The sequence below is a fragment of the Shimia fortis genome, from assembly GCF_040225985.1.
In the GTDB taxonomy this organism is placed as follows: Bacteria; Pseudomonadota; Alphaproteobacteria; order Rhodobacterales; family Rhodobacteraceae; genus Shimia.
Genome location: NZ_JBBPEU010000002.1, coordinates 257,806 through 284,436, shown reverse-complemented (window position 1 = coordinate 284,436; position 26,631 = coordinate 257,806). Strand labels below are relative to the sequence as shown.

At 61.7% G+C, this 26,631-nt stretch carries 25 protein-coding genes; 7 read left to right on the top strand and 18 right to left on the bottom strand.

The window, feature by feature from the left end; genetic code table 11:
- Positions 1–29: 29 nt before the first annotated feature.
- From WNE31_RS04655 to tyrS, 3 genes are all read right to left on the bottom strand, one after another.
- The gene (locus WNE31_RS04655) at positions 30–623 is read right to left on the bottom strand and encodes a hypothetical protein (protein ID WP_349978537.1); all 594 of its coding nucleotides are present in this window, start codon (positions 621–623) and stop codon (positions 30–32) included.
- A 165-nt stretch (positions 624–788) separates the two neighbouring features.
- On the bottom strand, positions 789–1,544 hold the full coding sequence (locus WNE31_RS04650; protein WP_349978536.1) for an SDR family oxidoreductase: 756 nt from the start codon (positions 1,542–1,544) through the stop codon (positions 789–791).
- A 176-nt stretch (positions 1,545–1,720) separates the two neighbouring features.
- Complete coding sequence (gene tyrS / locus WNE31_RS04645) at positions 1,721–2,965, bottom strand: tyrosine--tRNA ligase (protein ID WP_349978535.1); 1,245 nt, start codon at positions 2,963–2,965, stop codon at positions 1,721–1,723.
- A gap of 62 nt (positions 2,966–3,027) precedes the next feature.
- On the opposite strand from tyrS, the gene WNE31_RS04640 reads away from it, so the two are divergent.
- On the top strand, positions 3,028–4,134 hold the full coding sequence (locus WNE31_RS04640; protein ID WP_349978534.1) for an anhydro-N-acetylmuramic acid kinase: 1,107 nt from the start codon (positions 3,028–3,030) through the stop codon (positions 4,132–4,134).
- A 37-nt stretch (positions 4,135–4,171) separates the two neighbouring features.
- On the opposite strand, the gene WNE31_RS04635 is transcribed toward WNE31_RS04640, so the two are convergent.
- The 8 genes from WNE31_RS04635 to WNE31_RS04600 all read right to left on the bottom strand — a co-directional run bounded on the left by WNE31_RS04635 (position 4,172) and on the right by WNE31_RS04600 (position 11,655).
- On the bottom strand, positions 4,172–4,591 hold the full coding sequence (locus tag WNE31_RS04635) for a cupin domain-containing protein (protein WP_349978533.1): 420 nt from the start codon (positions 4,589–4,591) through the stop codon (positions 4,172–4,174).
- A 97-nt stretch (positions 4,592–4,688) separates the two neighbouring features.
- Positions 4,689–5,180 carry a DUF6998 domain-containing protein gene (locus WNE31_RS04630; protein ID WP_349978532.1) on the bottom strand — a complete coding sequence of 164 codons (492 nt, stop codon included), beginning with the start codon at positions 5,178–5,180 and terminating at the stop codon, positions 4,689–4,691.
- A gap of 68 nt (positions 5,181–5,248) precedes the next feature.
- Positions 5,249–6,523 (bottom strand): phosphopyruvate hydratase, encoded by a 1,275-nt coding sequence (gene eno, locus WNE31_RS04625; protein ID WP_349978531.1) that lies wholly within the window; start codon positions 6,521–6,523, stop codon positions 5,249–5,251.
- 144 nt (positions 6,524–6,667) lie between these two features.
- Positions 6,668–7,543 (bottom strand): DMT family transporter, encoded by an 876-nt coding sequence (locus tag WNE31_RS04620; protein WP_349978530.1) that lies wholly within the window; start codon positions 7,541–7,543, stop codon positions 6,668–6,670.
- Between the two features lie 128 nt (positions 7,544–7,671).
- Positions 7,672–9,006 (bottom strand): HlyC/CorC family transporter, encoded by a 1,335-nt coding sequence (locus WNE31_RS04615; RefSeq protein ID WP_349978529.1) that lies wholly within the window; start codon positions 9,004–9,006, stop codon positions 7,672–7,674.
- A 48-nt stretch (positions 9,007–9,054) separates the two neighbouring features.
- Positions 9,055–9,990 (bottom strand): site-specific tyrosine recombinase XerD, encoded by a 936-nt coding sequence (locus WNE31_RS04610; RefSeq protein ID WP_349978527.1) that lies wholly within the window; start codon positions 9,988–9,990, stop codon positions 9,055–9,057.
- Positions 9,991–9,992: 2 nt separating this feature from the next.
- On the bottom strand, positions 9,993–11,507 hold the full coding sequence (locus WNE31_RS04605) for a hypothetical protein (protein WP_349978526.1): 1,515 nt from the start codon (positions 11,505–11,507) through the stop codon (positions 9,993–9,995).
- On the bottom strand, positions 11,497–11,655 hold the full coding sequence (locus tag WNE31_RS04600) for a hypothetical protein (RefSeq protein ID WP_349978525.1): 159 nt from the start codon (positions 11,653–11,655) through the stop codon (positions 11,497–11,499). Before WNE31_RS04600 ends, WNE31_RS04605 begins: the two co-directional genes overlap by 11 nt.
- Before the next feature lie 123 nt (positions 11,656–11,778).
- Between WNE31_RS04600 and WNE31_RS04595 the strand changes: the two genes are divergently transcribed.
- The 3 genes from WNE31_RS04595 to trpB all read left to right on the top strand — a co-directional run bounded on the left by WNE31_RS04595 (position 11,779) and on the right by trpB (position 14,770).
- Positions 11,779–12,327: a shikimate kinase gene (locus WNE31_RS04595; RefSeq protein WP_349978907.1), complete on the top strand. Its 549-nt coding sequence runs from the start codon at positions 11,779–11,781 to the stop codon at positions 12,325–12,327.
- Positions 12,324–13,436, top strand: coding sequence for a 3-dehydroquinate synthase (aroB, locus tag WNE31_RS04590; RefSeq protein ID WP_349978906.1), 1,113 nt, complete (start codon positions 12,324–12,326; stop codon positions 13,434–13,436). Before WNE31_RS04595 ends, aroB begins: the two co-directional genes overlap by 4 nt.
- Positions 13,437–13,561: 125 nt before the next feature.
- On the top strand, positions 13,562–14,770 hold the full coding sequence (gene trpB, locus WNE31_RS04585) for a tryptophan synthase subunit beta (protein WP_349978524.1): 1,209 nt from the start codon (positions 13,562–13,564) through the stop codon (positions 14,768–14,770).
- Positions 14,771–14,856: 86 nt separating this feature from the next.
- On the opposite strand, the gene pepT is transcribed toward trpB, so the two are convergent.
- Positions 14,857–16,098 (bottom strand): peptidase T, encoded by a 1,242-nt coding sequence (gene pepT, locus WNE31_RS04580; protein ID WP_349978523.1) that lies wholly within the window; start codon positions 16,096–16,098, stop codon positions 14,857–14,859.
- 16 nt (positions 16,099–16,114) lie between these two features.
- On the bottom strand, positions 16,115–16,636 hold the full coding sequence (gene ssb / locus WNE31_RS04575; RefSeq protein WP_349978522.1) for a single-stranded DNA-binding protein: 522 nt from the start codon (positions 16,634–16,636) through the stop codon (positions 16,115–16,117).
- A gap of 218 nt (positions 16,637–16,854) precedes the next feature.
- Here ssb and WNE31_RS04570 point away from each other — a divergent pair, with 218 nt between their 5' ends.
- Both WNE31_RS04570 and WNE31_RS04565 read left to right on the top strand, forming a co-directional pair.
- Positions 16,855–17,442, top strand: a complete 588-nt coding sequence (locus WNE31_RS04570) for a lytic transglycosylase domain-containing protein (RefSeq protein ID WP_349978521.1) — start codon at positions 16,855–16,857, stop codon at positions 17,440–17,442.
- Positions 17,443–17,529: 87 nt separating this feature from the next.
- Positions 17,530–18,681, top strand: coding sequence for a cytochrome-c peroxidase (locus WNE31_RS04565; RefSeq protein WP_463407417.1), 1,152 nt, complete (start codon positions 17,530–17,532; stop codon positions 18,679–18,681).
- Between the two features lie 7 nt (positions 18,682–18,688).
- Here the strand turns inward: WNE31_RS04565 and WNE31_RS04560 are convergent, their stop codons facing one another.
- On the bottom strand, positions 18,689–19,024 hold the full coding sequence (locus tag WNE31_RS04560; RefSeq protein WP_349978520.1) for an antibiotic biosynthesis monooxygenase family protein: 336 nt from the start codon (positions 19,022–19,024) through the stop codon (positions 18,689–18,691).
- 144 nt (positions 19,025–19,168) lie between these two features.
- Positions 19,169–20,752: an arylsulfatase gene (locus tag WNE31_RS04555; RefSeq protein ID WP_349978519.1), complete on the bottom strand. Its 1,584-nt coding sequence runs from the start codon at positions 20,750–20,752 to the stop codon at positions 19,169–19,171.
- A gap of 158 nt (positions 20,753–20,910) precedes the next feature.
- On the opposite strand from WNE31_RS04555, the gene WNE31_RS04550 reads away from it, so the two are divergent.
- Positions 20,911–21,840, top strand: coding sequence for a LysR family transcriptional regulator (locus tag WNE31_RS04550; RefSeq protein ID WP_349978518.1), 930 nt, complete (start codon positions 20,911–20,913; stop codon positions 21,838–21,840).
- 17 nt (positions 21,841–21,857) lie between these two features.
- Here WNE31_RS04550 and WNE31_RS04545 read toward each other — a convergent pair whose 3' ends face one another.
- The 3 genes from WNE31_RS04545 to WNE31_RS04535 all read right to left on the bottom strand — a co-directional run bounded on the left by WNE31_RS04545 (position 21,858) and on the right by WNE31_RS04535 (position 26,609).
- A complete protein-coding gene (locus WNE31_RS04545) occupies positions 21,858–23,945 on the bottom strand; it encodes an ABC transporter ATP-binding protein (RefSeq protein ID WP_349978517.1) in 2,088 nt (695 codons plus the stop codon).
- 108 nt (positions 23,946–24,053) lie between these two features.
- On the bottom strand, positions 24,054–25,508 hold the full coding sequence (locus tag WNE31_RS04540) for an ABC transporter permease (RefSeq protein WP_349978516.1): 1,455 nt from the start codon (positions 25,506–25,508) through the stop codon (positions 24,054–24,056).
- Between the two features lie 15 nt (positions 25,509–25,523).
- A complete protein-coding gene (locus WNE31_RS04535) occupies positions 25,524–26,609 on the bottom strand; it encodes an ABC transporter permease (protein WP_349978515.1) in 1,086 nt (361 codons plus the stop codon).
- Positions 26,610–26,631 lie beyond the last annotated feature (22 nt).

Below are 26,631 nucleotides of genomic sequence, written 5' to 3'. Positions count from 1 at the left end.
TCTGGGAAAATTTGTGGGTTGGAAAGTCTTTAAGAGATTTTCACGTCTGGGCGATAGCCGTTTTTCAAAGCCGTCAGCGTGGGTTCCGGCGTGATAACGGTCACAATCCCGTTTTGGATGTTCTGCGCCGGACCATAGCCGCCGGGGACAAACGGGTGCAGCGCCCCTTGCCAGAGCAGGGCGGGGCAGGTGTCGGTCAGGATAAAGGCGCCGTCGGGCAGGGTGCCTGCCTCGGCGTGATGGCGACGCTGCCTGAACACACGCGGTACGGCGCGGGCAGTGTGCAAGGCCGTGTCAAAATTTTTGATCGGGCCGGAATGCCCCGCTGCGGCCAGAAAGGCGCGATAGTCGGCGCGGCGACACTCACCGCAGGGGCGGTGCCCCGCGGCCAGCGCCACGGCCTCGTCATGGAAAAACAACTCGGTATAGCGGTTGGGCGCCATCAGCCTGCGCTTGCGGCTTTTGAAGTCGGTCAGGCAACAGACCCACGCCTTGTGCCGCCAACGCGCCTTGGTCAGGCGTTGGCGTTCGTCATGCAAGATCCCGCGATTGCCCATGAAGCTGCCACGGGCGGGATGGGCAAGGATCTCTCCGGTGGGTTGGACGCGGTTTCGCAGGGGCATGGGGACATGCTTGCAGGGGATTGCCGTGCCGTGCAAGACCGCTTTGCGCAATCCCCAAACAGACCGGGCGTTATCCTGATCTGTTCTGCCCTCGCCAAGGGGCGGACCCAAAAAGAAACCCCCAGCACGAGCCGGGGGCAACTTTGTACGTAAGAGCAGACCTGTTTACTGCATCCGCAATGCGCCGTCGATGCGGATGACCTCGCCGTTGAGATAGCCGCTTTCGACGATGAATTTTGCCAGTTGCGCGTATTCTTCGGGGCGGCCGAGGCGTTTTGGACAGGTCACGTCCTGCGCCAGCTGGTCCTGCACCTCTTGTGGCAGGCCCATCAGCATCGGCGTGAGAAAAATGCCCGGCGCAATCGCCATGACGCGGATGCCCGCCTTGGCAAGATCGCGGGCCATGGGCAGCGACAGACCGACGATGCCGCCCTTGGAAGCCGCATAGGCCGCCTGTCCGCGCTGGCCGTCCATGGCGGCGATCGAGGCGGTATTGATGATGACACCGCGCGCGCCGTCTTCTTCGGGCTCGTTTTGCGAGATCACCTCGGCGGCCAGACGGGCGACGTTGAAGCTGCCCACCAGATTGATGTCGATGGTCTTCTGGAACATGTCCAAGGGGTGCGGGCCCTTTTTGCCGATGGTGGTCGCGGCAGGTGCGATCCCGGCACAGTTCACGGCGGCGGTGATGGTACCCATGGCGTCGCGCGCGGCGTTGATGCTGGCCTGAACCGACGCTTCGTCTGTCACGTCGGTCGTGTGGAACGTGCCGCCGATCTCGGCGGCAACGGCGTTGCCGCGCTCTTCGTTCAAGTCGAACAGAGCGACCTTGGCCCCGTTGGCGGCGAAATGGCGGGCGGTGGCCTCGCCCAGACCGGACGCGCCGCCGGTGATGACAGCACAGGTGTTTTCGATTTTCATGGGGGCTCTCCTCCGCACCTTATGAAATGAACATGTGTTCAAATAACAGGGGCGAGGCGTACGTGTCCAGTGTTTTGCATGTGGGGGCCAGCCCCCACGCCCCCGGAGTATTTTCGGCAAGATGAAGAAAAGGGCCCGCGAAGGGCCCTGAACTTGGATATATCTGTGTGAGGAGATTACCCCAGCTGCACCAATGCGTGCCGTTTTTTGCCGGCGCTGAGCTTGATCGGTGAGGCCAACGCGGCGGCGTCGATCATCAGGCCCGCGTCGGTCAGTGGCGCGTCGTCCAGTTTGGCGCCATTTTCCGAGATCAGGCGCTTGGCCTCTTTGCCGGATTTGGCGAGGCCGGATTTGACGATCAACTGCACGATCGAGGTGGGCAACTCGTCTGCGGACAGCGTCAGCGTGGGCAGGTCGTCGCCCACGCCGCCCTTTTCAAACACTTCGCGTGCGGTGGCTTCGGCGGCTGCAGCGGCGTCGGCACCGTGGCACAGGGTGGTCACCGCGTTGGCGAGGATGATCTTGGCGTCGTTGATCTCGGATCCCGCCAGCGCGCCGAGGCGATCGCATTCATCGAGCGGCATCTCGGTATAGAGCTTGAGGAAACGGCCCACATCCGCATCGGTGGTGTTGCGCCAGAACTGCCAGAACTCGTAAGGGCTGCGCATGTCGGCGTTCAGCCAGACCGCACCATCGGCGGATTTGCCCATCTTCTTGCCGTCCGAGGTGGTCAGCAGGGGCGAGGTCAGGCCAAAGATCTGCTGGTCGATAACGCGGCGCGTCAGGTCGATGCCGTTGACGATATTGCCCCACTGGTCGGAGCCGCCGAACTGCACCAGACAGCCATAGCGGCGGTTCAGTTCAAGGAAGTCATAGGCCTGCAGGATCATGTAGTTGAACTCGAGAAACGAGAGCGACTGTTCGCGGTCCAGACGCGATTTCACCGACTCGAACGACAGCATCCGGTTGACGGAGAAATGACGGCCAATGTCGCGCAGGAAGTCGAGATAGTTCAGCTCGTCCAGCCATTCGGCGTTGTTCAGCATCAGGGCTCCGGTTGGGCCATCATCGTAAGAGATGTACTTGGCGAACACCCGTTTGATGCCGTCGATATTGGCGTCGATCTGCTCCGGGGTCAGCAGGGGACGTTCATCGGCGCGGAACGAGGGGTCACCCACCTTGGTGGTGCCGCCGCCCATCAGGGTGATCGGCTTGTGTCCGGTCTTTTGCAGCCAGCGCAGCATCATGATCTGGATGAGCGAGCCCACATGCAGGGACTTGGCCGTCGCATCAAAGCCGATATAGCCCGGCACCACGCCCTTCACCAGCGCCTCGTCGAGGCCCTGGTAATCGGTGCAGTCCGCAAGGAAGCCGCGTTCGATCATGACCGACATGAAGTCGGATTTGGGGTGGTAGGTCATGGTGTTGGTCCCGTATTATGTGACGGGCCGTGTATAGGCGGCGACGGGGCAAAGGAAAAGCCATGTTTCGGGGCAAATCGGGCAAAGATCGGGTTACGGCGCTTGGGGCCATGTCGGGGACCTCGCTGGACGGGGTGGATGCGGCACTGGTCACGACGGACGGGCACGAGATTTTCGAGTTTGGGGAAACCGCCTACCGGACCTATGGGGCCGAAGAGCGGGCGGTATTGAAGGCCGCACTGGGCCAATGGGCGGGGTCGCAGGCCGAGGCGGCGGCGCAGGTGGTCGAGGCGGCGCATCTGGCGTTGTTGGGCGGGTTTGAAGGCGCGGATCTGGTCGGGTTTCATGGCCAGACGCTGGCGCATGAGCCCAAGGGGCGCGGCACCTGCCAGGTGGGCAACGGGCAGTGGCTGGCCGGTGAACTGGGGCTGCCGGTGGTCTGGGATTTCCGGTCTGCCGATGTGCAGCTTGGCGGTGAAGGCGCGCCGCTGGCGCCGTTTTTCCACTTTGCCTGTGCCCGCTGGATCGGCGCGGATAAGCCGTTATGCTTTCTCAACCTCGGCGGGGTGGGCAATCTGACATGGGTGGACCCCCGGAAACCCGCACCCGAGAGCGACGGGGCGCTTCTGGCCTTTGATACCGGGCCGGCCAATGCGCCGATCAATGATCTGATGTTCGAACGGTTGGGCCAGAGCCATGATGCGGATGGCGCGCTGGCGCGGCGCGGCACGGTGGAGACCGGCGCGCTCGAACTGTTTCTGGCCGAGCCCTATTTTGCAAAAATTCCGCCGAAATCATTGGATCGCAACGATTTCGCCGAGATGGTCGCGCTGGTGAAAGAATTGTCGGATGCGGATGCGGCGGCGACGCTGACGGCGATGTGTGCGGCCGGGGTGGCCTCGGGGATGCAGCATTGTCCAGTGCCGCCGGAGCGGGTGCTGGTCACGGGGGGCGGGCGGAACAACCCCGTGTTGATGGAGATGCTGGGCGTATCGCTGGATTGTCCGGTAGCGCCGGTGGAAGAGGTAGGGCTGGACGGCGACATGCTCGAGGCGCAGGCTTTTGCCTATCTCGCGGTGCGCGTGGCCAAGGGATTGCCGACCTCTTGTCCGGGCACGACCGGGGTGTCGGCCCTTGTCGGGGGCGGCACGGTAAGCTGGCCGGAGTAGGGCAGGGGCGTTACGGGTATTTTGCCCGGGAAAAAGCCTAGGGGATGTCGAAGTCGGGGGCGGCGAGGGTAAAACCCTCGAACCGGAAGGCGGGCGACACGGTACAGCCTACCAGGGTCCAGTCGCCGGTGCTGCGGGCGGATTGCCAGTGGTGTTCAGGCACGGTGATCTGCGGGGACTGACCGCCCATCAGGTCGGGGCCGAGGGTGTGGTCCTGTTTCGGACCCTGATCGGTGGCGCTTAGGGACAGGATCAGCGGCGCACCTGCGTAATAGTGCCAGATTTCGGTAGCATCGACCTTGTGCCAGTGGCTTTGTTCGCCTGCCTGAAGCAGGAAGAAGATCGCGGTCCCGGCCGGGCGGGCGCCATCGCCGCCTCCTATCCATGTCTGGCGGTAATGCCCGCCTTCGGGATGGGGGGAGAGGTTCAGATGGGCGATGATCTCGGTGGCGGTCATTGGAGTCTCACAGAATATATTGGTCAGGGAAGATCGTGACTTGGTCCTGTTTATGCCCTGTTCGTCGATAGGGGGCCATATGTCTGCGTGACCGGGTTCAGTTTGTTCCGAGAAGGTGTTGCCTGACGTTCAACTGGTCATCCTTCGCCACGGTCTTTTGCAACTTGCGAAGAAGGTTTAAGGAAACAGCTTTTTGAGCAAGGAACGGGGTTTTGTACAGATGCTTGCGTACCGGGGCTTCTGGGCCATTATAAATCAATTCAGCGCGCCGGTCCGCATAGTTCAGGAAGAGAACGATCAAATAGTCAGCGGTGACGCCTGAGGGGCGAAAATGGGCAGACCCTTTCGGTTTGCCTGTGGCTTTGATCTGCACGGATTTGCCTTGGGATGTTCTGGCATCCACGCCCGTGGCATTTCCACCGATCAGTTCAAGATCAAAGGCCTGGGCCGCGACCGCTTCACCAATGTCTCCGACCAGTTTGCCGTCCAGCGTGAATTGCAGATTGGTTCCGGCATATTGCCTTCGAAGTTGTGATTGTGCTTCGATCAGCGCTGCGACTGCGGGAGGTAATTCAAGATATACGGGCAATTTCGACTTCGAAAATAAGGGGAACCGGCTTTCACCGGTTCCCCTATCGGGGATTTAGTGGTCCTGACCTATTTCAGGATTGAGCGGCCTGCATATTCGGCTGTCTCGCCCAGCAGTTCCTCGATGCGGATCAGCTGATTGTACTTGGCGAGCCGGTCCGAACGCGCCAGCGAGCCGGTTTTGATCTGGCCGCAGTTGGTTGCGACGGCGAGGTCGGCGATGGTGGCGTCCTCGGTTTCGCCCGAGCGGTGCGACATCACGTTGGTGTAGCGCGCGCGGTGGGCCATATCGACGGCCTTCAGCGTTTCAGTCAGCGAGCCGATCTGGTTCACCTTGACAAGCATCGAGTTGGCGACGCCTTGCGCAATGCCATCGGCCAGACGGGTGGGGTTGGTCACGAACAGGTCGTCACCGACCAGCTGCACCTTGTCGCCGATCTTGTCGGTCAACAGTTTCCAGCCTTCCCAGTCGTCCTCGTCCATGCCGTCTTCGATCGAGATGATCGGGTAGTCGGCGCAGAGATCGGCGAGGTATTGGGCGTTTTCTTCCGAAGTCAGCGATTTGCCTTCGCCTTTCAGCTCGTATTTGCCGTCCTTGTAGTATTCCGAGGAGGCACAATCGAGGGCGAGGTAGATGTCTTCACCCAGCTTGTAGCCGGCTTTTTCCACCGAGGTTTTGATGAAGTCGAGCGCGTCGCGGGTCGAGCCGATATTGGGGGCAAAGCCGCCTTCGTCACCGATGCCGGTCGAGAGGCCCGCGGCGGAGAGTTCTTTTTTCAGGGTGTGGAACACCTCGGCGCCCATGCGGACGGCCTCTTTGATGTTGGCGGCCGACACAGGCATGATCATGAATTCCTGGATGTCGATCGGGTTGTCGGCATGTTCGCCGCCATTGATGATGTTCATCATCGGCACGGGCAGAACGCGGGCCGAGGTGCCGCCGACATAGCGGAACAGGGGCTGTGCGGTGAAATCTGCAGCGGCCTTGGCGCAGGCCAGCGACACGCCGAGGATGGCGTTGGCGCCAAGGCGGCCTTTGTTGGGGGTGCCGTCAAGTTCGATCATGGCAGCGTCGAGGGCGACCTGCTCGGTCACGTCCATGCCCACCAGTGCCTCGGCGATTTCGCCGTTCACGGCGGCGCAGGCTTCCAGCACGCCCTTGCCAAAGTAGCGGTCCTTGTTGCCGTCGCGTTTTTCCACGGCTTCATGTGCGCCGGTCGAGGCACCCGAAGGCACGGCGGCACGGCCCAGCGTGCCGTCTTCGAGGATCACGTCGACTTCGACGGTGGGGTTGCCGCGGCTGTCGAGAATCTCGCGGGCGTGGATGTCGATAATGGTGCTCATGAGGCGTGGTTCCTTCGGAAATATGGGCATTTGCCGCGTTCATAGCAGGGGCGCGGCGAATGTAAACACGGCGCGGGGCGCAAGGCGGAAAGGTTAGGGCTAACAGCGACAGGATCACGCAACGGGCTGCTCGCCATGGGCCGTTCAGGCGGCGGCAGGTTCCGCTAGCCTGCGTTCGCGCAGGAAGGTGTAAAGGCCAGATCCGATGATCAGCGCCGCCCCGGTCAGTGTCAGAAGGTCGGGACGTTCGCCAAAGACCAGCATCCCCGCAAGGATCGAGAAGATCAGGCGCGTATAGCGATAGGGTGCAACCACGGCGGGCTGGCCGACCCGCATGGCGGTGACGATGCCAAAATAGCCGATCGCCCCGAACAGGATGGCGCCTGCGAACATCAGGGGTTCGTTTCCCTGTGGTAGGACAAGAGCCTGTCCCGAGAACGGCAGCAGCAGCGCGCCACCCACCACCATAGATCCAAAGCCCTGGAACGATACGATGCTGGACGAAACCGAACTGTCGATGAAGCGGGTGACAAGGTCGCGCATGGCCACGGCCACAACGGTGACCAGAACCAGAAGGCTGGCCGGTTCGAACCCGTCAAGACCGGGCCGAATGATCAGCAGGACGCCGAAAAAGCCCAGCCCGATCGCGCTCCAGCGGCGCCAGCCCACCTGATCGCCCAGAAACAGCGCTGCGCCCATCGCGATGGCAAGCGGTGTCGCCTGGAACACGGCGGCCACGGTCGAGATATCCACACGTGCCAGCGCCGACATAAAAAAGATCGTGGCAACAGCCTCGGATGCGGCGCGCAGCAACAGAAGGGGGCGCCATGCGGCAGGGGCAAACAGGTTTTCACCATTGCGCAGCGCCAGACCCGCAAACAACAAAGCGCAGCCCAGCCCGATGCCGATCATGATCTGCCCCGTGGGCAAGGTGGCCGACAGGGACTTGATGAACATGTCCTCGATCGTGAACCCCGCCATGGCGAGGATGATCATCAAAATGCCCCGAAGATTGTTCACGTCCCGCCTCCTGTGCGCGCTTTCGAGAACATCAAAAGCGGCTTTCTCGCGACAGGATCAAGCAGGTTCGCGACAATTAACAAGTGAATTTTGTGGGGCGGGGCATCACGGGATGTGATGCGCCGCCGTCAAAGAGGACGAATCTTGAGCACGGTGATCCGGTTGGCCTCGCGTTCCATGACCTCGAAGCGGAAGCCGTGGAAAGAGAACACCTGCCCTACAGTGGGGATCATCTGGGCCTCGTGAATGACAAGCCCGGCCACGGTGTTCGCCTCGTCATCGGGCAGGGACCAGTCGGTGGCGCGGTTCAGGTCGCGGATGGTCATGGCCCCGTCGATCAGGAACTGGCCATCTTCGGCACGGGCGATTTCGGGCTGGTCGTCGATGTCGAACTCGTCAGTGATCTCGCCCACGATTTCCTCGAGAATATCCTCAAGCGTGATCAGCCCCTGAAGCGAGCCATATTCGTCCACCACCAGCGCAAAATGCGAATGGCGGCGCAGGAATTCGCGCATCTGGTCATCCAGCGACGTGGTTTCCGGTACGAAATAGGGTTCCTTGGCCACCTCTGCGATGGCAAAATCGGTCAGCCCTTCCAGAGGTCCGGTCGCGTTGGAGACCCTTTTATACAGCGCCCGGAACAGGTCTTTGGCGTGCACCACGCCGACGATGTTTTCGGGATCATCCTTGAAGACGGGCAGGCGGGTATAGTTGCTCTCAAGGCATTGGTTCAGGATGTCGGCCGGGGCGCTGTCGGCGTCGATCATCTCGATGCCCGAGCGGTGCAGCATGATTTCCTCGACCGCGCGTTCCGACAGGTCCAGCGCGCCTAGAATCCGGTCGCGGTCTTCTTTTTCAACGATGCCTTCCGAGTGGCCAAGCTGGATCGCGCCCGCGATTTCTTCGCGCACGGCAAGGATATGGCTGTCGGGGTCGGTCTGAACGCCGAAAATGCGCAGCACCAGCCGCACCAGCATCCGCACGGCGGACACGACCGGTGCAAAGACCGTGACCACGATACTGATCGGGCGCGCCACAAGAGAGGCCGCCGATTCCGGCGCGGTGATCGCATAGGTTTTGGGCAGGACCTCGGCAAAGATCAGCACCAACAGGGTCATGACCAGTGTGGCCAGCGCCACGCCGGATTCGCCAAACGCCTGCGTGAACAGGGCGGTGGCCAGCGACGCGGCAAGGATGTTCACGAGGTTGTTGCCCAGCAGAACAGATCCGATCAGACGTTCACTGTCTTCGGTGATGTCCAGTGCGCGTTGCGCGCCGCGGTTGCCCTTGTCGGCCTGCGTGCGCAGTTTCCCGCGCGAGGCCGCGGTTAGCGCGGTTTCGGAGCCCGAGAAAAACCCGGACAGGACCAGCAGGCCCAGAATGGCCCCCGCTGTCATCCAGAAGGCGGAATCGAAAGGGGTGGACGCGGCAAGGGTGACGGTATCGGTGACGGTTGTGCTCATGCAATGGGTTATGGGCATCCCATGGCGTGCAATCAAGCGGGCGCGCTGCTATTTTCCCGATTTTGCCAATGGATGATGCGTCTCGACCAGTTCGCGCAGGCGTTCGTCAAGAACATGGGTGTAAATTTCGGTTGTGGCCACGTCCGCATGGCCCAGCAATGTCTGGATCGTGCGCAGGTCGGCGCCGTTCGCCAGAAGATGCGTGGCAAAGGCATGGCGCAACGTGTGGGGCGTGACCTTGGCGGGCGACACCCCTGCCTGAACCGCGATGTCCTTGATCAACAGGTAGAACCGGTTGCGGGTCAGATGCCCCAGTTTGCCGCGCGAAGGAAACAGGAACCGCGAGGCGGGCTTGCCCTTTTCAAGGCGGGCCTTGTCCTCGGCTGTATCGCGCTGGGTCAGCCACGCGGCCAGCGCGTCGCGCGCGGGCGGGGACAGGGGCACCATGCGTTCCTTGTTGCCCTTGCCCCGGATCAGCAACATGCGCGGATCGCCACGCGTGGCCGAAACAGGCAGCGAGACAAGCTCGGTCACCCGCATACCCGTGGCGTAAAGCAGTTCCAGCAGACAGGTATTGCGCAGCCGGTCGGCTTCGTTCCGGCCGAACTGGCGGGCGGCCTGCAAGAGCGCGTCGACCTCGACCATGTCAAGCGTCTTGGGCAGGCGCTGATCGCGGCCCGGGCCCTTGATCTGGATGGCAGGGTTGTCCGCGCGCCAGCCTTCCTCAAACGCAAAGCGGTACAGCTGCTTGATCGCCGACAGACGCCGTGCCCGTGTCGATTTGGCCAGACCCTGTGCCTCGCAATGCACAAGGTAGGCTTCGATATCGGCGCGGGTCAGCGTGGCCAGTTCCCTGCCTTCGCGCGCGGTCCACTCGAACACATCGCGCAGGTCGCGGGCATAAGCCTCTTGCGTGTTGCGGGCCGCGCCATGTTCGGCGGCCTGGGCGTCCAGAAAGGTCGAAATCCAGCGCAGGTCACTCATGCTCAGCCCCGCGTGTCGATGATGGCCGCCTGCAGGGCTGCCTGCCGCGCCGTATCCTCAAGCCCCACGGCCCGGAAAATGGCCAGCGCATCGGTCAGCGAGGTCAGGTCGCCATTGGCACCGTCCTGCATCAGGGTCATCGCGTGCAGGATCGCTTCTCCCAACTGGCCGCGGGCCAGCATGGAGGATACCTCAATCGGCACCCGCGCGCCGTGGAACCCGTCGGAGATCGCACGATAAAGCGGGGTTTGCGGTTTCAGTGGCGGATTACCAAGCGCCAGCCCCGCAAGGAAATCGCGGGGGCCTTTGCGGGCCGCAGCCTCGTAGGCAGGCGACAAAAGGGCAATGTCGCGGGCCAGCTTGCCGACCACGCCGGTCAGGTTCAGGTTCAGAAGGTCTTCGCCGAACAGGCGGGCAAATGGCACCTCAAGATGCACGGATTGCACCGCCGACCATGCCTTGGGCAGGGTCTCGGCGACGGCGCGCGCATCCCCAGCGGCCAGTGCCGCGTCAAAGGCCTGAAGCGCGCCGACCCGATCCCAGATCATGCCCGAAGCCGACGGTTTGCCTTCGCTGTAGATGCCGATCAGCCGGTTTTCCGGCAGGGCCCCGGTACGGGCCAGCCGTTCGGCCGCTTCAAGGCGGGGCTTCCAGCCTGCCGTGCTGCGCAGGTCGGCATTGGCATAGGCCCGCGACAGCGCGGTGGTGGGCTGGGGTTCGCCAATTGCCTCATACAGGCGGAAAGTCAGCGGCGTCAGGTCGCGCGGCGTGAAGAACATCGCCTCGCCCTCGAACAGCTCGGGGTCAAGAAACCGCAGCAACAACGCGTCTTCTTCCTCGGTCAGCAAGTGCAGCGCATTGGCGGTATCCAGAGTGAGCGCGGCGGCGCTCCAGTCTCCGGCGCGCGCGGTACAGAAGATGCGCGCGGCATAGCCCGGCGCAAGATGCGGCGCGGCGGTCAGGGCCTCGCAGGCGGCGGCCTCTTGCCCCATCAAAAGCGAAATATCGAACCAGCGTGCGAACAGGGCAGGGGTCTCGGGACCGGCGCGCGCCACAAGGGCCGCAGCCTGTTCCAGCGCGCCCATTTCCATCAGCTTGTCGATCCGCGCCAGCAGGAAAATGTCGCCTTGCCCAGTGTCGCGGGGCGGGTTCGCCTCGGCCAGAAGCAGCGTATAAAGCAGCGCCTGCATGGCCGGCATCAACTCGGGGCGTTGCCGCGCGATCAGGTCGGCCAGACGCTCGGAGGAACTCGACTGCCAGAGCGTGTCCGGCAGGCCCGTGACCGAGGATGGCAGTAACCCGACCGCATCGCGTCCGGGGGCATCCAGCTGATCAACCGTGATCGGCGGCGAAACCGGGCCGGTTGAAACCGCGGGCGCGTCGTCGGGGGCGCCCATGTCGATGGTGACCGTAGGGGTCTGGTTCAGCCAGTCGATCGCCGACAGGGGCGCCGTGTCCGACAGCACCGCCGAGGCGAGACATACAAAACCAGAGGTCAGAAGAGGCCTAGCTGCCATCGCCGCCCTGCAGGATTACGGGCACGCGGATTTCTTCCTGCGGGGCCGAGAAATCTGCCCCGAGAATCGGGCCGAGATAGGCATATCCTACGAAAGCGATAGCCCCCAATACGATCAGCACAACAAGAAGGCGGATCAGTCTGCCCATGGTTTACCCCGATTATTCTCTGCCTGTTTTTTCCAGTTTATAACTGGCCTTTTCCGCAATATCACGTCATTCAGTGAGGAAAGATGAAATTTGGGCAAAGCTTGGCCGATTGCGGACGGTGACATGGGATTGAAGCTGAAAAAGACGGTGGTTCTGGTGGGCATGATGGGCGCCGGAAAAACCGCCGTGGGGCGTGCCCTTGCGGCCCGTCTTGGCGTTCCTTTCCTTGATTCGGACGCCGAGATCGAAAAAGCCGCCAACATGACCATTGCCGAGATTTTTGCCCGTGACGGCGAGCCGTTTTTCCGCCGCAAGGAAACGCAGGTGATCGAGCGCCTTCTCGACGAAGAGCGCGGCATTCTTTCGACCGGAGGCGGAGCTTACCTCAGTGATGAAAACCGCGCGATGATTTCCCAGAAAGGGGCGGCGGTATGGCTGGATGCCGACCTTGACCTTCTGTGGAACCGGGTCCGTCACAAGGACACGCGGCCCCTGTTGCGCACGCCCGATCCCAAGGCGACCCTGACCGAGATTTTCGAGGCCCGCGTGCCCGTTTACAAACAGGCGGAATTGTCGGTCAAAGCCGACCCGGCCTATACGATTGACGAGATGGCAGAGCGTGTCGCGGATGTGCTTCTGAGCCGTCCTGACGTTCTGGAGAAGACTTCCTGATGGAAACTGTACATGTCGGACTGGGCGAGCGCGCCTATGACATTCACATCGGTCCGGGCCTTCTGGCCCGCGCGGGCGCCCTGATTGCACCGCTGCTGAAGCGCAAGAAGCTGTGCGTGGTCACCGATGAAAACGTCGCTGCCCTGCATATCGAGACATTGCGCACGGGGCTGGCCGCCGAGGGCATCTCGATCGAGGTGCTTGTGCTGCCCGCGGGGGAAAGCACCAAGAGCTGGCCCCATTTCACCCGCACGGTTGAATGGCTGCTGGAGCAAAAGGTCGAGCGGCGCGATCTGGTCGTGGCTTTCGGCGGCGGCGTCATTGGCGACCTGACCGGGTTCGCGGCGGCCGTGCTGCGTCGGGGTGTGGGTTTTGTGCAGATCCCGACCTCGCTTCTGGCGCAGGTTGACAGTTCGGTAGGCGGCAAGACCGGCATCAACTCGGCGCAGGGCAAGAACCTGATTGGCGCGTTCCACCAGCCCGCGCTGGTGCTCGCCGATACCGAGGTTCTTGGCACGCTGACGCCGCGCGATTTTCTGGCCGGCTATGGCGAGGTCGTGAAATACGGGCTGCTGGGCGATGCGGCGTTTTTCGAATGGCTCGAAGGGCGGGGGCCAGCGTTGGCGTCTGGCGACATGGCCGCGCGGATCGCGGCGGTGAAACGGTCTTGCGAGATGAAAGCCGAGATCGTTGCCCGCGATGAGACCGAGCAGGGCGACCGTGCGCTGTTGAACCTTGGCCACACTTTCTGTCACGCGCTTGAGGCGGCGACGGGCTATGGGGACCGCCTGTTGCACGGCGAAGGCGTGGCGATCGGATGTGCATTGGCGTTCGAGCTGAGTTCCCGACTGGGGCTTTGCGCTCAGGAAGACCCGAGCCGCGTGCGCGCTCACCTGGCCGACATGGGCATGAAGGTGGACCTGCGCGACATTGACGGTGATCTGCCGGATGCTGACGGGCTGCTGGATCTGATGGCGCAGGACAAGAAGGTCGTGGATGGCCAGTTGCGGTTCATTCTCGCGCGTGGGATCGGTCAGGCCTTTGTGACGGCGGATGTGCCCCGCGACGTGGTGCATCAACTGCTGGTGGATGAACTGGCGCGGCGCTGACGCCGGCCTTTCCCCTGTCAGCAGCGACGCGCGGGGCGCAACGCGTTACCGCGTCAAAGTGACATCTCACTTTAGCGTAACAATTGGGCAATCGTCCGCTTCACGAAAAGTTGAAGGGAAACCGCATGTCCTCTTACCTGAAATCCCACCCCACCCGTGATGGCTTTTTCGGCGATTACGGTGGGGCGGAATTGCCCCCTGTTCTGGAACCGCATTTCAAAGAAATTGCAAAGGCTTACGACACGATTTCAAAGTCGGCCAAATTCATCCGCGACCTGCGGTATATCCGCAAGCATTTCCAGGGGCGCCCGACGCCCGTGTCGCATCTGAAAAACCTCAGCGTCAAATGCGGCGGGGCCCAGATCTACGCCAAGCGCGAGGACCTGAATCACACCGGCGCGCATAAGCTGAACCATTGCATGGCCGAGGCGTTGCTGGCCAAGCACATGGGCAAGACCAAGCTGATGGCCGAAACCGGCGCCGGGCAGCACGGCGTGGCACTGGCCACGGCGGCGGCCTATTTCGGCATGGAGTGTGAGATCCACATGGGCGAGATCGACATAGCCAAGGAAGCCCCCAACGTGACCCGCATGAAGTTGCTCGGGGCCGAGGTGGTGCCGGTGGGGTTTGGTGGGCGGTCCCTGAAAGAGGCCGTGGACAGCGCGTTCCAATCCTATGTGCCGCAGGCCGACACCGCGCTTTTTGCCATCGGCTCGGTCGTGGGGCCGCATCCGTTCCCGATGATGGTGCGGGATTTCCAGCACGTCGTGGGGATTGAATCGCGCGAACAGTTCCTTGAAATGACAGGCGACCTGCCGGATATGGTGGCGGCCTGTGTCGGCGGCGGATCAAACGCGATGGGCCTTTTTGCGGGCTTTATCGACGACGAGGACGTAGCGCTTTTTGGCGTGGAGCCGATGGGCACCTCGTCCAATCTCGGCGACCACGCCGCGACCATCACTTTTGGCGAGGATGGCGACATTCACGGCTTCCGCACGATGGTGCTCAAGGACGAGGCAGGCGAACCCGCACCGGTGCATACGGTAGCGTCGGGGCTGGATTATCCCGGGGTGGGGCCGGAACATGCCTATCTCTATCGTTCAGGACGCGCGAATTACACGGCGGCCAATGACAAAGAGGCGCTGCAGGCCTTCTATGATCTGTCGCGTCACGAAGGCATCATCCCGGCATTGGAAAGCGCCCATGCCGTGGCTTTTGCCATGCGCGAGGCTCCCAAAAATCCAGGCAAGTCGATCCTGATCAATCTGTCCGGGCGCGGGGACAAGGATATCGATTATGTGACCGAGACTTACGGGTTCAGCGTCGAGCGGTGAAAGAGCCCGCTTGAATAGAAGTGGCCCCGCCAAGGCGGGGCCGTTTTTTTGAGTATTTTTGGCAAGATGAAGACGGATGTCCGGGTTTAGCGGGCAGCGTTCTGCACCAGTTGCAGGCAGATGCGCGTGGCCAGCGCCATGTCCTGGACACTGATCCATTCCAGCGGTCCGTGGATTTCCTGCATGCCGGTGAACAGGTTCGGGCACGGCACGCCCAGCTCGGTCAGGCGTGAGCCGTCCGTGCCGCCGCGGATCGGGATCGACAGCGGCTCAAGCCCTTCGGCGCGATAGGCCGCGCGCGCCAGATCGACAGGGGTCATGTCGTTTTCCAGCCAATAGCGCATGTTGCGGTATTGCTTGGTGATCTCGCATGCCACCCGTGCCCCCGGAAAGGTGGCCTCGGCGTCGGCACAGACCCGTTGCAGGCGGGCGTGGTGCGCCTCGAGACCGTCCAGCTCAAAATCCCGCAGGATAAACTTGATCGTGGCCTCGGAGGAGCCGCCTTCCAGCCCATACACATGGATAAAGCCATCGCGCCCGTCCGTGGTTTCGGGGGTTTGGCCGTCCTGATCCAGATCGGCGACGATTTTTGCGGCCACATGCAAGGCATTGACCAGCTTGTCTTTGGCCCAGCCGGGATGCGCCGACACTCCGGTGATCGTCACCGTGGCGCCATCTGCCGAAAAGCTTTCAAACTCGATGCTGCCAGCCCGGCTGCCATCCAGCGTATAGGCAAAGTCTGCGCCGAAATCGGCGGGCAGGCGGGGGTCGACCCCGCGTCCGATTTCCTCGTCCGGGGTAAAGGCCAAACGGATCTTGCCATGGTTCAGGCCGGGCGTGGACAGCAGGTGTTCTGCCATTGTCATGATGATGGCAACGCCTGATTTGTCATCCGCGCCCAGAAGCGTGGCCCCCGAAGCGGTGATGATATCCTCGCCGACCTTGCCGGCCAGATAGTCGGACATGTCCGCCCCGAGGCGCAGTGCGGGCGCGTCGGGGAAGGCGATATCGCGGCCATCCCAAGCCCGGTGCACACGGGGTTTCACGCCGCTCGCATTGTATTGCGGGGCCGTATCGACATGGGCGCAGAACCCGATGGTCGGGGCGTTTTTGACCGTGGCGGGCACCGTGGCCAGCACCGCGCCATAGTCGGTCAGAGACACATCCGACGCGCCGATCCGGTCCAGCTCGGCCAGAAGATGGCGCTGCATGTCCAGCTGGATTGCCGTGCTGGGCTGGGTGGGCGAGGTTTCGTCGCTCTGGCTGTCGATGGCGCAATAGGTGACGAGGCGCGTTTCAAGCGCGCGATCGAAATCGGGAAGTGTCATCACAGCCTCACGAAAATCAGAACGGGATTTCGTCATCCAGATCTCGGGCCGGGGCACTGCCGCCGCCCGACGGACCGCCGGACGGGCCGCTGTCGTAACCGCCGCCATAGCCGCCCTGATCGCCATAGCCGCCGCCATAGCCTCCACCCTGACCGCCGCCGTAGTCACCGCCGCCGCCACCGCCGCTGCGGCCGTCCAGCATGATCAGCGTGCCGTCGAAGCCTTGAAGAACGACTTCGGTCGAATAACGATCCTGACCTGACTGGTCCTGCCATTTACGGGTCTGGAGTTTGCCCTCGATATACACTTTGGATCCCTTGCGCAGGTATTGTTCGCACACCCGCACGAGGCCTTCGGAAAAGATCGCGACCGTATGCCATTCGGTGCGTTCGCGGCGTTCGCCGGTGTTGCGGTCTTTCCAGGTTTCAGAGGTGGCAATGCGCAGGTTACAGACCTTGCCGCCGTTCTGGAAGGTGCGCACCTCTGGATCGCGCCCCAGATTGCCCACGATGATTACCTTGTTCACAGAACCGGCCATACGCCTTACTCCCCTCAGAATCTTGTTTGGTCCGCGCCAGCATAGATCATTCCAACAGGGTGAATAAAACCCTAATTCGTGTGAAATCCGCTTTGGTCCCCGGTTTGCCGCGTGGCAAAATCCGGCCACTTCCGGTGCGTCACAGAAGAAACTGGTGTTTGCATCGCAAAATCGTGTATCTTGCGCGCGATTGACCTTCGTGAGGCAGGTTACAGCAGATGTTGCGCAGCTTGATTGTTGCCGGAATATTGACCGGCTTGAGCGTCGCGCCCCTGGCGGCGGCGGATTACACATCGTCCAAATCCAGCAAGCGCCTGTTCAAGGCGCAGACCAAGGTGCTCGATACGCGGGCCAAACAGCAATACAAGAACTCGGTCCGTCTGAAACCGGCCCCGATCTACACGCCCAGCAAATGGGGCAATGGCAGTTTCAAGGGCAAATATAACGGGCCTTATCTGGCTATGGCCCGAGAGGCCGCGTTGCGGCACGGGATTCCCGTGGACCTGTTCCTGAAACTGGTGCAACAGGAATCGGGCTGGAACGCCAAGGCCAAGTCGCACAAGGGCGCGCTGGGGCTGGCACAGTTGATGCCGCAGACCGCGCAGATGCTGGGGGTGGATCCGCATGACCCCTATCAGAACCTGGATGGCGGCGCGCGCTACCTGTCGCGCCAGTACAAGGATTTCGGGTCGTGGCGTCTTGCGTTGGCGGCCTATAACGCCGGTCCCGAGGCCGTGCGTAAACATGGCGGGGTGCCGCCCTACAAAGAAACGCGCAATTACGTGCGGATCATCTGGGGTGGGTAAAAATACCCTAGTGTTTTGATCTGAATTAAGGTCTATGTCCCGCAGAGCCCCTATCAAGGGCACATTGACCTGCTCGGAGTTCCTCAGATGCGCCCTGTCCTGACTGCCTTTGCGGGTGGCCTGATCGCGATTTCAGCAAGCGGGGTCGCCATGGCCGAGCCTGCTTACCCAAGCATCGAAGCCCTTGGTGAAGCGCTGTTTTTTGACGTGAATCTGTCGCGCAATCGGACCCAGTCCTGCGCGACCTGTCATGATCCCGAGTATGGCTTTGCCGACCCGCGCGAGACCGAGGCAGGGCGCGCGGTCAGCCTTGGCGATGATGGCGAGTCGCTTGGCGATCGTTCGGCACCGACGGCGTCTTATGCGGCCTTTTCCCCGCGGTTTCATGTCGACAAGGATGGCCGGTATGTGGGGGGCATGTTCTGGGACGGACGCGAAGCCGATCTTGAGGGGCAGGCGGGTGGGCCACCGTTGAACCCGATCGAGATGGGCATGCCCGACAAGGCGAGCGTCGTCGCCCGTTTGCAGGAAAATCCCGACTATATCCAGTCGATGCAAGCCCTGTTCGGCGCCGATCTGTTCGCAGATGTCGAGGCCTCTTACGGGGCCATGACCCGCGCCATTGCCGCGTTCGAGCGCACGGACCTGTTCGCGCCGTTTGATTCAAAATACGACCGCTTCCTGCGCGGCGAGGTGGAATTGACGCGCGAGGAAGAACTGGGCCGTCTTTTGTTCTTTTCGCAGCAATTCACCAACTGCAACCTATGCCACCAGTTGAAGCGCAGCGCGATCGACCCCGAGGAAACCTTTACGAATTACGAATATCACAATATCGGCACGCCGGTGAATGCCCGCGTGCGTGGCCTGAACGGGATCGGGGCGGATTTCGTGGATGCCGGTTTGCTGGCCAACCGGGTGGTGACGGACAAGGCGCATGAGGGCAAGTTCAAGGTGCCGACCCTGCGCAACGTCGCCGTGACCGGCCCCTATATGCACAACGGCGTGTTCGAGGATCTGCGCACGGTGGTGTTGTTTTACAACCGCTATAACACCCGTGCGGCCGCGCGGCAGATCAACCCCGAAACCGGCCAGCCCTGGGCCCCGCCCGAGGTGGCACATTCGCTGTCTTTCGCGGAACTGACCGAAGGGCCCGCGCTGGACGACGCCCGGATTAATGCGCTCGTGGCTTTCATGAAAACCCTGACCGATGCCCGTTACGAGCATCTGCTAGAGGACTGACGCCGCCCTAGCGCCCTTCGGGCCCGTCATAGGCCCGTTCCACCCTGGCCACCCGCAGCGTGTAGTGCTGATACCAGCGTGTTTTGCCCAGCTTCTGCGCCAGCAGGTGTTGCGCCACCTCTTTCCACGCTTTGAGGCTGTCCTCATCCGCCCAGTAACTGACAGTGATGCCAAGGCCGCCTGCGTCGCGGGTGCTCTCGGCACCGATATAGCCGGGCTGATCCTCGGCCAGTGTCACCATCTGTGCGGCCATGGCGTCATAGCCGTGATCGCCTTCGGTGCGTTGCGCGGTGAAGATGACGGCATAATAGGGCGGATCGGGCAGGGGGGCAAAGCGGGACATACGGGCAGGATAGGTCGTGGCACGGGGTTTGAACAGGGGCGTTGCCCCTCTTGACGCCTGCGGCGTCAATTCACCCCAAGGTATTTTTCCCAAGAAAAAGCCGGCGCAGCACGAAGCCGCGCCGGAGGGTTGTCGTGAGTGGGGTTATTGCGAGAAACCGCCCTCGGACGAGGTCTGTTCCTGCACGTGGTCCTGGTTCTTGACCGCGGCCCCGCGGGGCGGGAAGGCGGCGAAGGTTTTCAGATGCGCCTGCACCAGACGGGCGGCGGGACCAAAGGCCCACATTTTGTTACCCATCCAGCGGGTATACATACCGGATTCTTCGGCGGCCTTTTCGTAGGGGTCACGTCGGAGATTGAACAGGAGGGGCGCATTCAGTTCCTCCTTGGGACCGGCCCAGCCCTTTTCCTGGATGACGAAATGCGCTTTCCAGTCCCGATAGCGTACGGCTTGCAGGTTGGTACCTTCGTAATAGATGATTTCGTCCCGGTTCGACCCTGTTTCACCGGTCAGGAAGGACATCTGGTTATAGCCATCCAGATGCACCTGGTATCCCTCGTAGCCTTCCTTCAAACGTGCCGGCAGATCCTCGGGGCCCCCGGCGGCGGCAACAAGGGTGGGCATCCAGTCCAACCCGTCGAAGACTCCGTTTGCGACGGTGCCTGCCGGAACGTGACCCGGCCAGCGGATGATCGCGGGTACACGGAAGCCGCCCTCCCAGGTGGTGCCCTTTTCACCGTGAAACGGCGTGGTGCCGCCATCGGGCCAGGTCATGGTTTCAGGGCCATTGTCCGAGGTGAAGACAACGATGGTGTTGTCAGAGATCCCCAACGTGTCCAAGTGCCCAAGCACCTTGCCGACATTATCGTCAAGTTCCTGCATCACCACATCCTGCAAGCCGCGTCCGTTGCCCAGCATGGCTTCGTATTTCGGGCTCAGATGAGTCCAGACATGAGCGCGTGCCGGGGCCATCCAGACAAAGAACGGCGTGTTGCTCTCCACCGCGCGGTCAATAAAGTCGAGCGTCTTGGCCGTGACTTCATCTTCGAGCGTTTTCTGGCGTTCCGGTGGGGCGGGGCCATCATCCACGATACGTTGCTTGCCCACCTTTCCCCAGCGCGGATCGACGGTTTCATCCTCTTCCTCGGTTGCCCAGGCATGGATGATATTGCGCGGTCCGAATTGATCGGAGAAAGCCGGATCGTCCGGCCAATCCGGGTCGGACGTGTATTCCATGGCATTCAGGTGATAGAGCCAGCCCCAGTATTCATCGAACCCCTTAACGGTGGGCAAAAACCGGTTCTGGTCGCCCAGATGGTTTTTGCCGAACTGGCCGGTGGTGTAGCCCATCAGTTTCAACATGTTGGCAAGGGTGGGGTCCTCTGGTGCCAGACCCACGGGATCGCCCGGCAACCCGACCGTGTGCATGCCTGTACGCACCGGGAACTGGCCGGTGATAAAGGCCGAACGTCCGGCGGTGCAAGAGGGCTGTGCGTAGTAATCGGTCAGGCGCAGACCTTCCGAGGCCAGTTGGTCAAGGTTCGGGGTCTGGATGCTTTTGACGCCCTGATGATAGCTGCCAAGGCTGGCCCAGCCGACGTCATCGGCCATGATGACAAGAATATTGGGTTTGGCGGTCTCGGCCGTAACCCCGAAGGCCGTGGCAAGCGCCAGCCCGACGCCTGCGATCACGGCGCGAGGCAGGTGGGAAAAAGTACTTTCGAACACTGATCTGGATTCCTGATGTTACCGGTCAATAAAGGAAAACCGCTACGAGCGGTTGGTCGGGGCAGGCTACATAGGGGATCCCGTGTCGAACAATTTAACTTTGAGTTGGTTTCAAAATGCGGAATAGTGAAAGAAAATTGTGAAATCAAAGAGTGCCAATGATCGACGAAACCCCACTCAGGGCCATTGTGAGCCTGTCCAAAACCAGCAGCTTTCAGGAAAGCGCCAAAGAACTGGCAGTGTCCAACGCGACCCTGACGCGCATTATCCAGCGCGCCGAAGAGCAATTGGGCATGGTCCTGTTCGAGCGCGGGCGCACCGGATCCGCCCTGACATCCGAGGGGCGCGCTTTCCTGCCGCTGGCCGAGCGCCTGTTGGGTGATCTGGCACGGTTTCACAAGACCAGCGCGGCTATCCGGTTCGGGGGAGAAACGACGCTTTCGGTTGGCTGCGGGCCGCTGACCACGCGCACGCTGGTGGCGCCGGTCTTGCAAGCCATGCTGGCCGAGACCCCGACCTTGCGGTGCCGGATCGATGTCAGCGCCGCGAATGAACCGATTGCCATGCTCGAACGCGGCGAGATCGACGTGTTCGTGGGCGACCTGACCCACACGCCACGCAGTGAACAGATAGAGATCCAGATACTGGAGCGGCGGCAGGTGATTTTCGTGATCCGACGGGGCCATCCGCTTCAATCGGGTGGCCCCCATCACCTGCGCGACGTACTGGACCGGTTCCCGATGGGATCGCCCTTTTTGCACAAACACTGGCAGGCCGCGCTGGCCATGGCCCTTGGCGGGGACGAGGCCGCAGCCGACCTCGCCGCGCAACTGCCTGCGATGCAATGTGATGACTATGCCCTGCTGGCCGATCTGTGTTGCAACAGCGACCTCGTGGTCGGGGGAATGCCCGAAACCTTTGCAGAGTTCTTGGTAAGCGGAGCGCTGCGACGCCTGCCCCTGACAGAAGAACTGCGCTGGAACATCTGCATCGCGCGGCGCCTCGGACGTCCCGCCCCGATGCAAGAGCGGTTCTGGAACGGGATCCTGGCCCAAAAGCAGGCCGCGCCGCCCGCCTCGCGGGGCTGACGGCGCGCACCAGTGGTCTATTCGGCGGCGATCTTGATGACCGGGGTCATGCGGGCCAGCACGTCTTCGGCGAGGTGGCATTTGACCTGATGGCCCTCGGCCAGGTGGCGCACCGGCGGCACCTCTTGTTCGCACAATCCGCCCGGCACCTCTGATTTCCAGCGACAGCGCGTCTGGAACGGACAGCCCGGCGGCGGGTTCATGGCCGAGGGAATATCGCCTTCCAGCACGATATGTTCCTTCTCGACCGAGGTGTCCGCAATCGGCACCGCCGAGAGCAGCGCCTCGGTATAGGGGTGATAGGGCGGGGCAAAGACCTGATCCGTGGTGCCCAGTTCGACGACATGGCCCAGATACATCACCATCACGCGGTCGCTGAGATAGCGTACGATCGACAGGTCGTGGCTGATGAATAACAGCGTGGTCTTATGCTCGCGCTGGATCTCCATCAACAGGTCGGTTACGGCCGCTTGCACCGATACGTCCAGCGCCGAAACAGGTTCGTCCGCCACCACGATACGGGCGTCGCCCGCAAAGGCACGGGCGATGCCAACGCGCTGTTTCTGCCCGCCCGACAACTGGCGCGGCATCCGGTCGGCAAAGGCCCGTGGCAGTTTCACCAGATCCAGCAGTTCCAGCATCCGTTTGCGCCGGTCTGCCTCGGTCTCGCCCACGCCAAAGATTTCCAGCGCGCGCATGATCTGGCGGCCCACGGTCATTGACGGGTTCAGCGTGTCAAACGGGTTCTGGAACACCATCTGCACATCGGCCACGGTCTGGGTGTTGCGCTTCTCGATCGGGATCTGTTCGATATTGCCCCCATCCAAAAGGATCTGGCCGTCAGTCGCCGTTTCCAACCCCATCAGCACCTTGGCAAAGGTGGATTTGCCGCAACCGGATTCACCCACGATGGCCAGCGTCTCGGATTCGCGCGCCTCGAAAGACAGGGTCTCGTTCGCCTTGACCACCTTCTTTTCGCCGCCGCCGAACAGGGCGTTGGCCGCGACCTCATAGTATTTCTTGAGGTTGTCCATCTTGAGGACAACATTGCCGACCTCGCCTTTTTCCTTTTGTTCGCCCACCTCGATCGGCGCGTTCCAGTCGATTTCCTCGAATTTCACGCAGCGCGTGCTGTGACGTTCATAACCCTGCACGTTGAACATCGGGATGTCCTGAGCGTCACAGCGCCCAGCCTCGAAATAGTCGCAGCGCGGGCCAAAGTTACAACCCGGCGGGCGTTCATGGGGCAGGGGAAAGTTGCCTGGGATCGCCACCAAGGGCCGCGCGTTCTTGTCGGCGCCGGGCAACGGGATCGAGCGGAACAGCGCTTGGGTGTAAGGGTGCTGCATGTGGTCGAACACGTCTTCAATGCTGCCGCGTTCCACGGCCTCGCCCGAATACATCACGCAAAGCCGGTCACAGGTTTCCAGCACAAGGCCAAGGTTGTGCGAGATGAACAGCATCGAGGTGCCGTATTTCTTGCCCAGATCCTTGACCAGTTCGACCACGGCCGCCTCGACCGTCACGTCCAGCGCGGTGGTCGGCTCATCCAGGATCAGAAGCGCCGGTTTCGACATCAGCGCCATCGCGATCACGATCCGCTGCTGCTGGCCGCCGGACAATTGGTGCGGGAAAGAGTTCAGCATCCGCTCGGGGTCGGGCAGGCGTACATCGGTCACCACCTCAAGCGCACGTTGATAGGCCTCTTTCTCGCCGATGCCTTCGTGGATCATCGGCACTTCCATCAACTGTTTGCCGATCTTCATGGCCGGGTTCAGCGATGCCATTGGCTCCTGATAAATCATGGCGATCTCGTTGCCGCGGATATCGCGCAGCTCTTCATCGCTCATCTCGGCAAGGTCACGGCCCTTGAACTTGATCGTGCCGCCGACAATGCGCCCGTTCTTGCCCAGGTCCTGCATGACCCCCAGTGCCACGGTGGATTTGCCACAGCCGGATTCCCCGACAAGGCCAACGGCTTCTCCGGGTTGCACCCTGACCGAAAAATCCATTACCGCGGGAATTTCACGCAGGCGGGTGAAAAAGGAAATCGACAGCTTGTCGATCTCGAGGATCGGGCCGTCATAGTCTTCCAGTTTACTCATATGTCAGTCTCCCTGTCTGGAGATGTGGGGCAGGGCCCCTGTTGTTCTTCATCTTGCCCAAAATACTCCGGGGGGACCGGGGGGCTGGCCCCCCGGCCTCCGGCCTTATCAGTCACGCAGGCTTTCTTCGCGCAGGCCATCGGCCAGCAGGTTCAGACCCAGGACAAGGCTCAGCAGCGAGAAGGCCGGCACCAGCGCGGGGTGCGGATAAAGTGCCAGCAACCTGCGCCCGTCGTTGATCGTGGTGCCCCAGTCCGGGCTTTCGGGCGGCAGGCCAAGGCCAAAGAAGCCCAAGGTCCCCAAGAGGATGGTCGTGTACCCGATGCGCAGACAGAAATCGACGATCAGCGGGCCGCGTGCGTTGGGCAGGATCTCCCACAGCATGATGTACCATGGGCCTTCACCGCGGGTTTGCGCCGCTGCCACGTAGTCGCGGGTCTGGATGTCCAGCGCGAGGCCACGCACGATGCGGAACACCGTGGGCGAGTTCACGAACACCACCGACACGAACACCACGAGGATGCCACCGGGGATGTTGAACAGGTCCAGCGATCCGGGCAGGACGTGGATCTTGGTGCCGGGCGCCGAGATCAGCGACAGGTACAGCCACCCCATGACCAGCAGAACCGCACTCAACAGCGGGGTGCGCAGGCGTGGGCGTGTGTAAAAGCGCGAGTTCAGCAACACGCCGACAAAGACCAGCGGGAAGATGAACAGCACTGTCGCCATATAGTTCGGAATGCCCGTCGCCACTATTTCCGGCGTGACCAGCAGGTAGAACAGCAGGATCACCGGGAAGGCGAGGATCAGGTTGGCGAGGAAGGACAGGAAGGTGTCCAGCTTGCCGCCGAAATACCCTGCTGGCAGGCCCAGCGTGATGCCGACCATGAAAGCGAACAGCGTCGCCAGCGGCGCGATCTGTACGACGATCCAGCTGCCATGTACCATGCGGCTGAAGACGTCACGCGCAAGGTTGTCGCCGCCCAGAAGATACCAGCAGGCATGACCGCAGGTTTCGGGATCGGCGCCGCGCACCGGTGTGCCGGGCAGTTTGTTTTTCATGCCGGCAACCTGCGTCAGCGGGTCATGGGTCGAAATCAGGTCAAACACGCCGGCAAACACCGCCATGTAGACCCAGAACATCACCAAGCCAAAGCCGATCATGCCGATCGTGCTGTCAAACAGCTTGCCATAAAGGCCAAGACGGCGCTTGTAGACAAAGGACAACACGAAGGTCACGAACAACGCGATCCATACCGGTGCCAGCCGCGCCGACACCGCGCCGATGATGCCAGCCTTGCCAAAGGGCATGAACAGCCCTGCGGCCAGATAGATCACCACCAGCACGATCAGGGCGAAGAACAGGTACTTCGCCAGCATGTCAGCGTATTCCTTGGGGCCGTTGGTGACGCCGCCGCTCATCACCGCGCCGACAGGGGCCGGACGGAACACGAAAGAGGCGACAATCTGCAAGGCGACCGCAATCACGAAGGCAATCCCGGCCCATGTAAAGATGGGGTTCAGAACGGGGCCAAGAGCGCCAGTCCAGGTCAATGGTTCCATAGGTCTGGCTCCTTCTTAAGAAATGCGGATACGCGGGTTGAGATAGACATAGCCGATATCCGAGATCAGCTGTGTCACGAGGACAACGACGACCGAGACGACCGATACGGCCAGCAACATCTCGATATCGTTGTTGCCCGCAGCGTTCACCAGTTGCCAGCCAAAGCCGTTATACGAGAATAGCGTCTCGACAATCACCACGCCGTTCAACAGCCACGGGAACTGCAGCATGATCACCGTAAAGGGCGCGATCAGCGCGTTGCGCAGCGCGTGTTTCATGACGATGTTGCGGAAGCTGACCCCTTTGAGGCGCGCTGTGCGGATATATTGCGCGGTCATGACTTCGGCCATCGACGCGCGTGTCATCCGCGCGATATAGCCCATGCCATACAGGGCCACGGTCAGAACGGGCAGGGTGAAGTTCTCGAAGGTGATATTGTCCATCGCCGTTCTGGCAGTGCCCTTGAACAGGGCCTTGCCTTCGATGATCCCCATTTCGTTCAGCCAAGGCCCAAGCCCGTGCCGGGTCGAAGCCAGCATGGCGATGAAGATCACGCCAGATACATATTCCGGCGTCGCCGTGGACAGGATCGACACGGTCGACAGCGACCGGTCGGTGCGACTGCCTTCGTTCATCCCGGCCAAAACCCCGATGATCAGCGCCGAGGGCACCATCACCATCATCACCCAGAACATCAGCTTGCCCGTATTGGCCAGCCGCGACCCCAGCACATCGGCGACGGGTGCCTTGGACACGGTGGAAAAGCCCCAATCGCCCTGCAGGATACCGCAATAGCGCGGCGTTTCCTCGGGCGACACACCGGGGCGCACGCATTTGCCAACGATGGTGCCGTCTTCTTTTTCGGACACAAAGCCGGGCATCAGGCCCAGCCACTGCGCGTATTTGATCGGCGTGGGTTGCAGATAGCCCCGTTCCCCGAGAAAGGTCTCGACGGCTTCGTCGCTCATGCGGAAGTTGCCTTGCGATTTGGCGAGCTTTTCAAGGTTGGGATAAAGGTTGGTCATGAAAAACACGATGAAAGTCAGGCAAAGCGCCGTGAAAATCATCATGCCGACCCGTCTGAGTATAAACAGTCCCATGTGGTCCCCTGTTGGTCTGTTC

What these genes read in the sequence shown, in the direction of transcription:
- WNE31_RS04655 (WP_349978537.1), bottom strand. Translation starts at nt 623, where the DNA reads ATGCCCCTGCGAAACCGCGTCCAACCCACCGGAGAGATCCTTGCCCAT.
- WNE31_RS04650 (WP_349978536.1), bottom strand. Translation starts at nt 1,544, where the DNA reads ATGAAAATCGAAAACACCTGTGCTGTCATCACCGGCGGCGCGTCCGGT.
- tyrS (WP_349978535.1), bottom strand. Translation starts at nt 2,965, where the DNA reads ATGACCTACCACCCCAAATCCGACTTCATGTCGGTCATGATCGAACGC.
- WNE31_RS04640 (WP_349978534.1), top strand. Translation starts at nt 3,028, where the DNA reads ATGTTTCGGGGCAAATCGGGCAAAGATCGGGTTACGGCGCTTGGGGCC.
- WNE31_RS04635 (WP_349978533.1), bottom strand. Translation starts at nt 4,591, where the DNA reads ATGACCGCCACCGAGATCATCGCCCATCTGAACCTCTCCCCCCATCCC.
- eno (WP_349978531.1), bottom strand. Translation starts at nt 6,523, where the DNA reads ATGAGCACCATTATCGACATCCACGCCCGCGAGATTCTCGACAGCCGC.
- WNE31_RS04615 (WP_349978529.1), bottom strand. Translation starts at nt 9,006, where the DNA reads ATGAGCACAACCGTCACCGATACCGTCACCCTTGCCGCGTCCACCCCT.
- WNE31_RS04610 (WP_349978527.1), bottom strand. Translation starts at nt 9,990, where the DNA reads ATGAGTGACCTGCGCTGGATTTCGACCTTTCTGGACGCCCAGGCCGCC.
- WNE31_RS04605 (WP_349978526.1), bottom strand. Translation starts at nt 11,507, where the DNA reads ATGGCAGCTAGGCCTCTTCTGACCTCTGGTTTTGTATGTCTCGCCTCG.
- WNE31_RS04600 (WP_349978525.1), bottom strand. Translation starts at nt 11,655, where the DNA reads ATGGGCAGACTGATCCGCCTTCTTGTTGTGCTGATCGTATTGGGGGCT.
- WNE31_RS04595 (WP_349978907.1), top strand. Translation starts at nt 11,779, where the DNA reads ATGGGATTGAAGCTGAAAAAGACGGTGGTTCTGGTGGGCATGATGGGC.
- trpB (WP_349978524.1), top strand. Translation starts at nt 13,562, where the DNA reads ATGTCCTCTTACCTGAAATCCCACCCCACCCGTGATGGCTTTTTCGGC.
- pepT (WP_349978523.1), bottom strand. Translation starts at nt 16,098, where the DNA reads ATGACACTTCCCGATTTCGATCGCGCGCTTGAAACGCGCCTCGTCACC.
- ssb (WP_349978522.1), bottom strand. Translation starts at nt 16,636, where the DNA reads ATGGCCGGTTCTGTGAACAAGGTAATCATCGTGGGCAATCTGGGGCGC.
- WNE31_RS04570 (WP_349978521.1), top strand. Translation starts at nt 16,855, where the DNA reads ATGTTGCGCAGCTTGATTGTTGCCGGAATATTGACCGGCTTGAGCGTC.
- WNE31_RS04565 (WP_463407417.1), top strand. Translation starts at nt 17,530, where the DNA reads ATGCGCCCTGTCCTGACTGCCTTTGCGGGTGGCCTGATCGCGATTTCA.
- WNE31_RS04560 (WP_349978520.1), bottom strand. Translation starts at nt 19,024, where the DNA reads ATGTCCCGCTTTGCCCCCCTGCCCGATCCGCCCTATTATGCCGTCATC.
- WNE31_RS04550 (WP_349978518.1), top strand. Translation starts at nt 20,911, where the DNA reads ATGATCGACGAAACCCCACTCAGGGCCATTGTGAGCCTGTCCAAAACC.
- WNE31_RS04545 (WP_349978517.1), bottom strand. Translation starts at nt 23,945, where the DNA reads ATGAGTAAACTGGAAGACTATGACGGCCCGATCCTCGAGATCGACAAG.
- WNE31_RS04540 (WP_349978516.1), bottom strand. Translation starts at nt 25,508, where the DNA reads ATGGAACCATTGACCTGGACTGGCGCTCTTGGCCCCGTTCTGAACCCC.
- WNE31_RS04535 (WP_349978515.1), bottom strand. Translation starts at nt 26,609, where the DNA reads ATGGGACTGTTTATACTCAGACGGGTCGGCATGATGATTTTCACGGCG.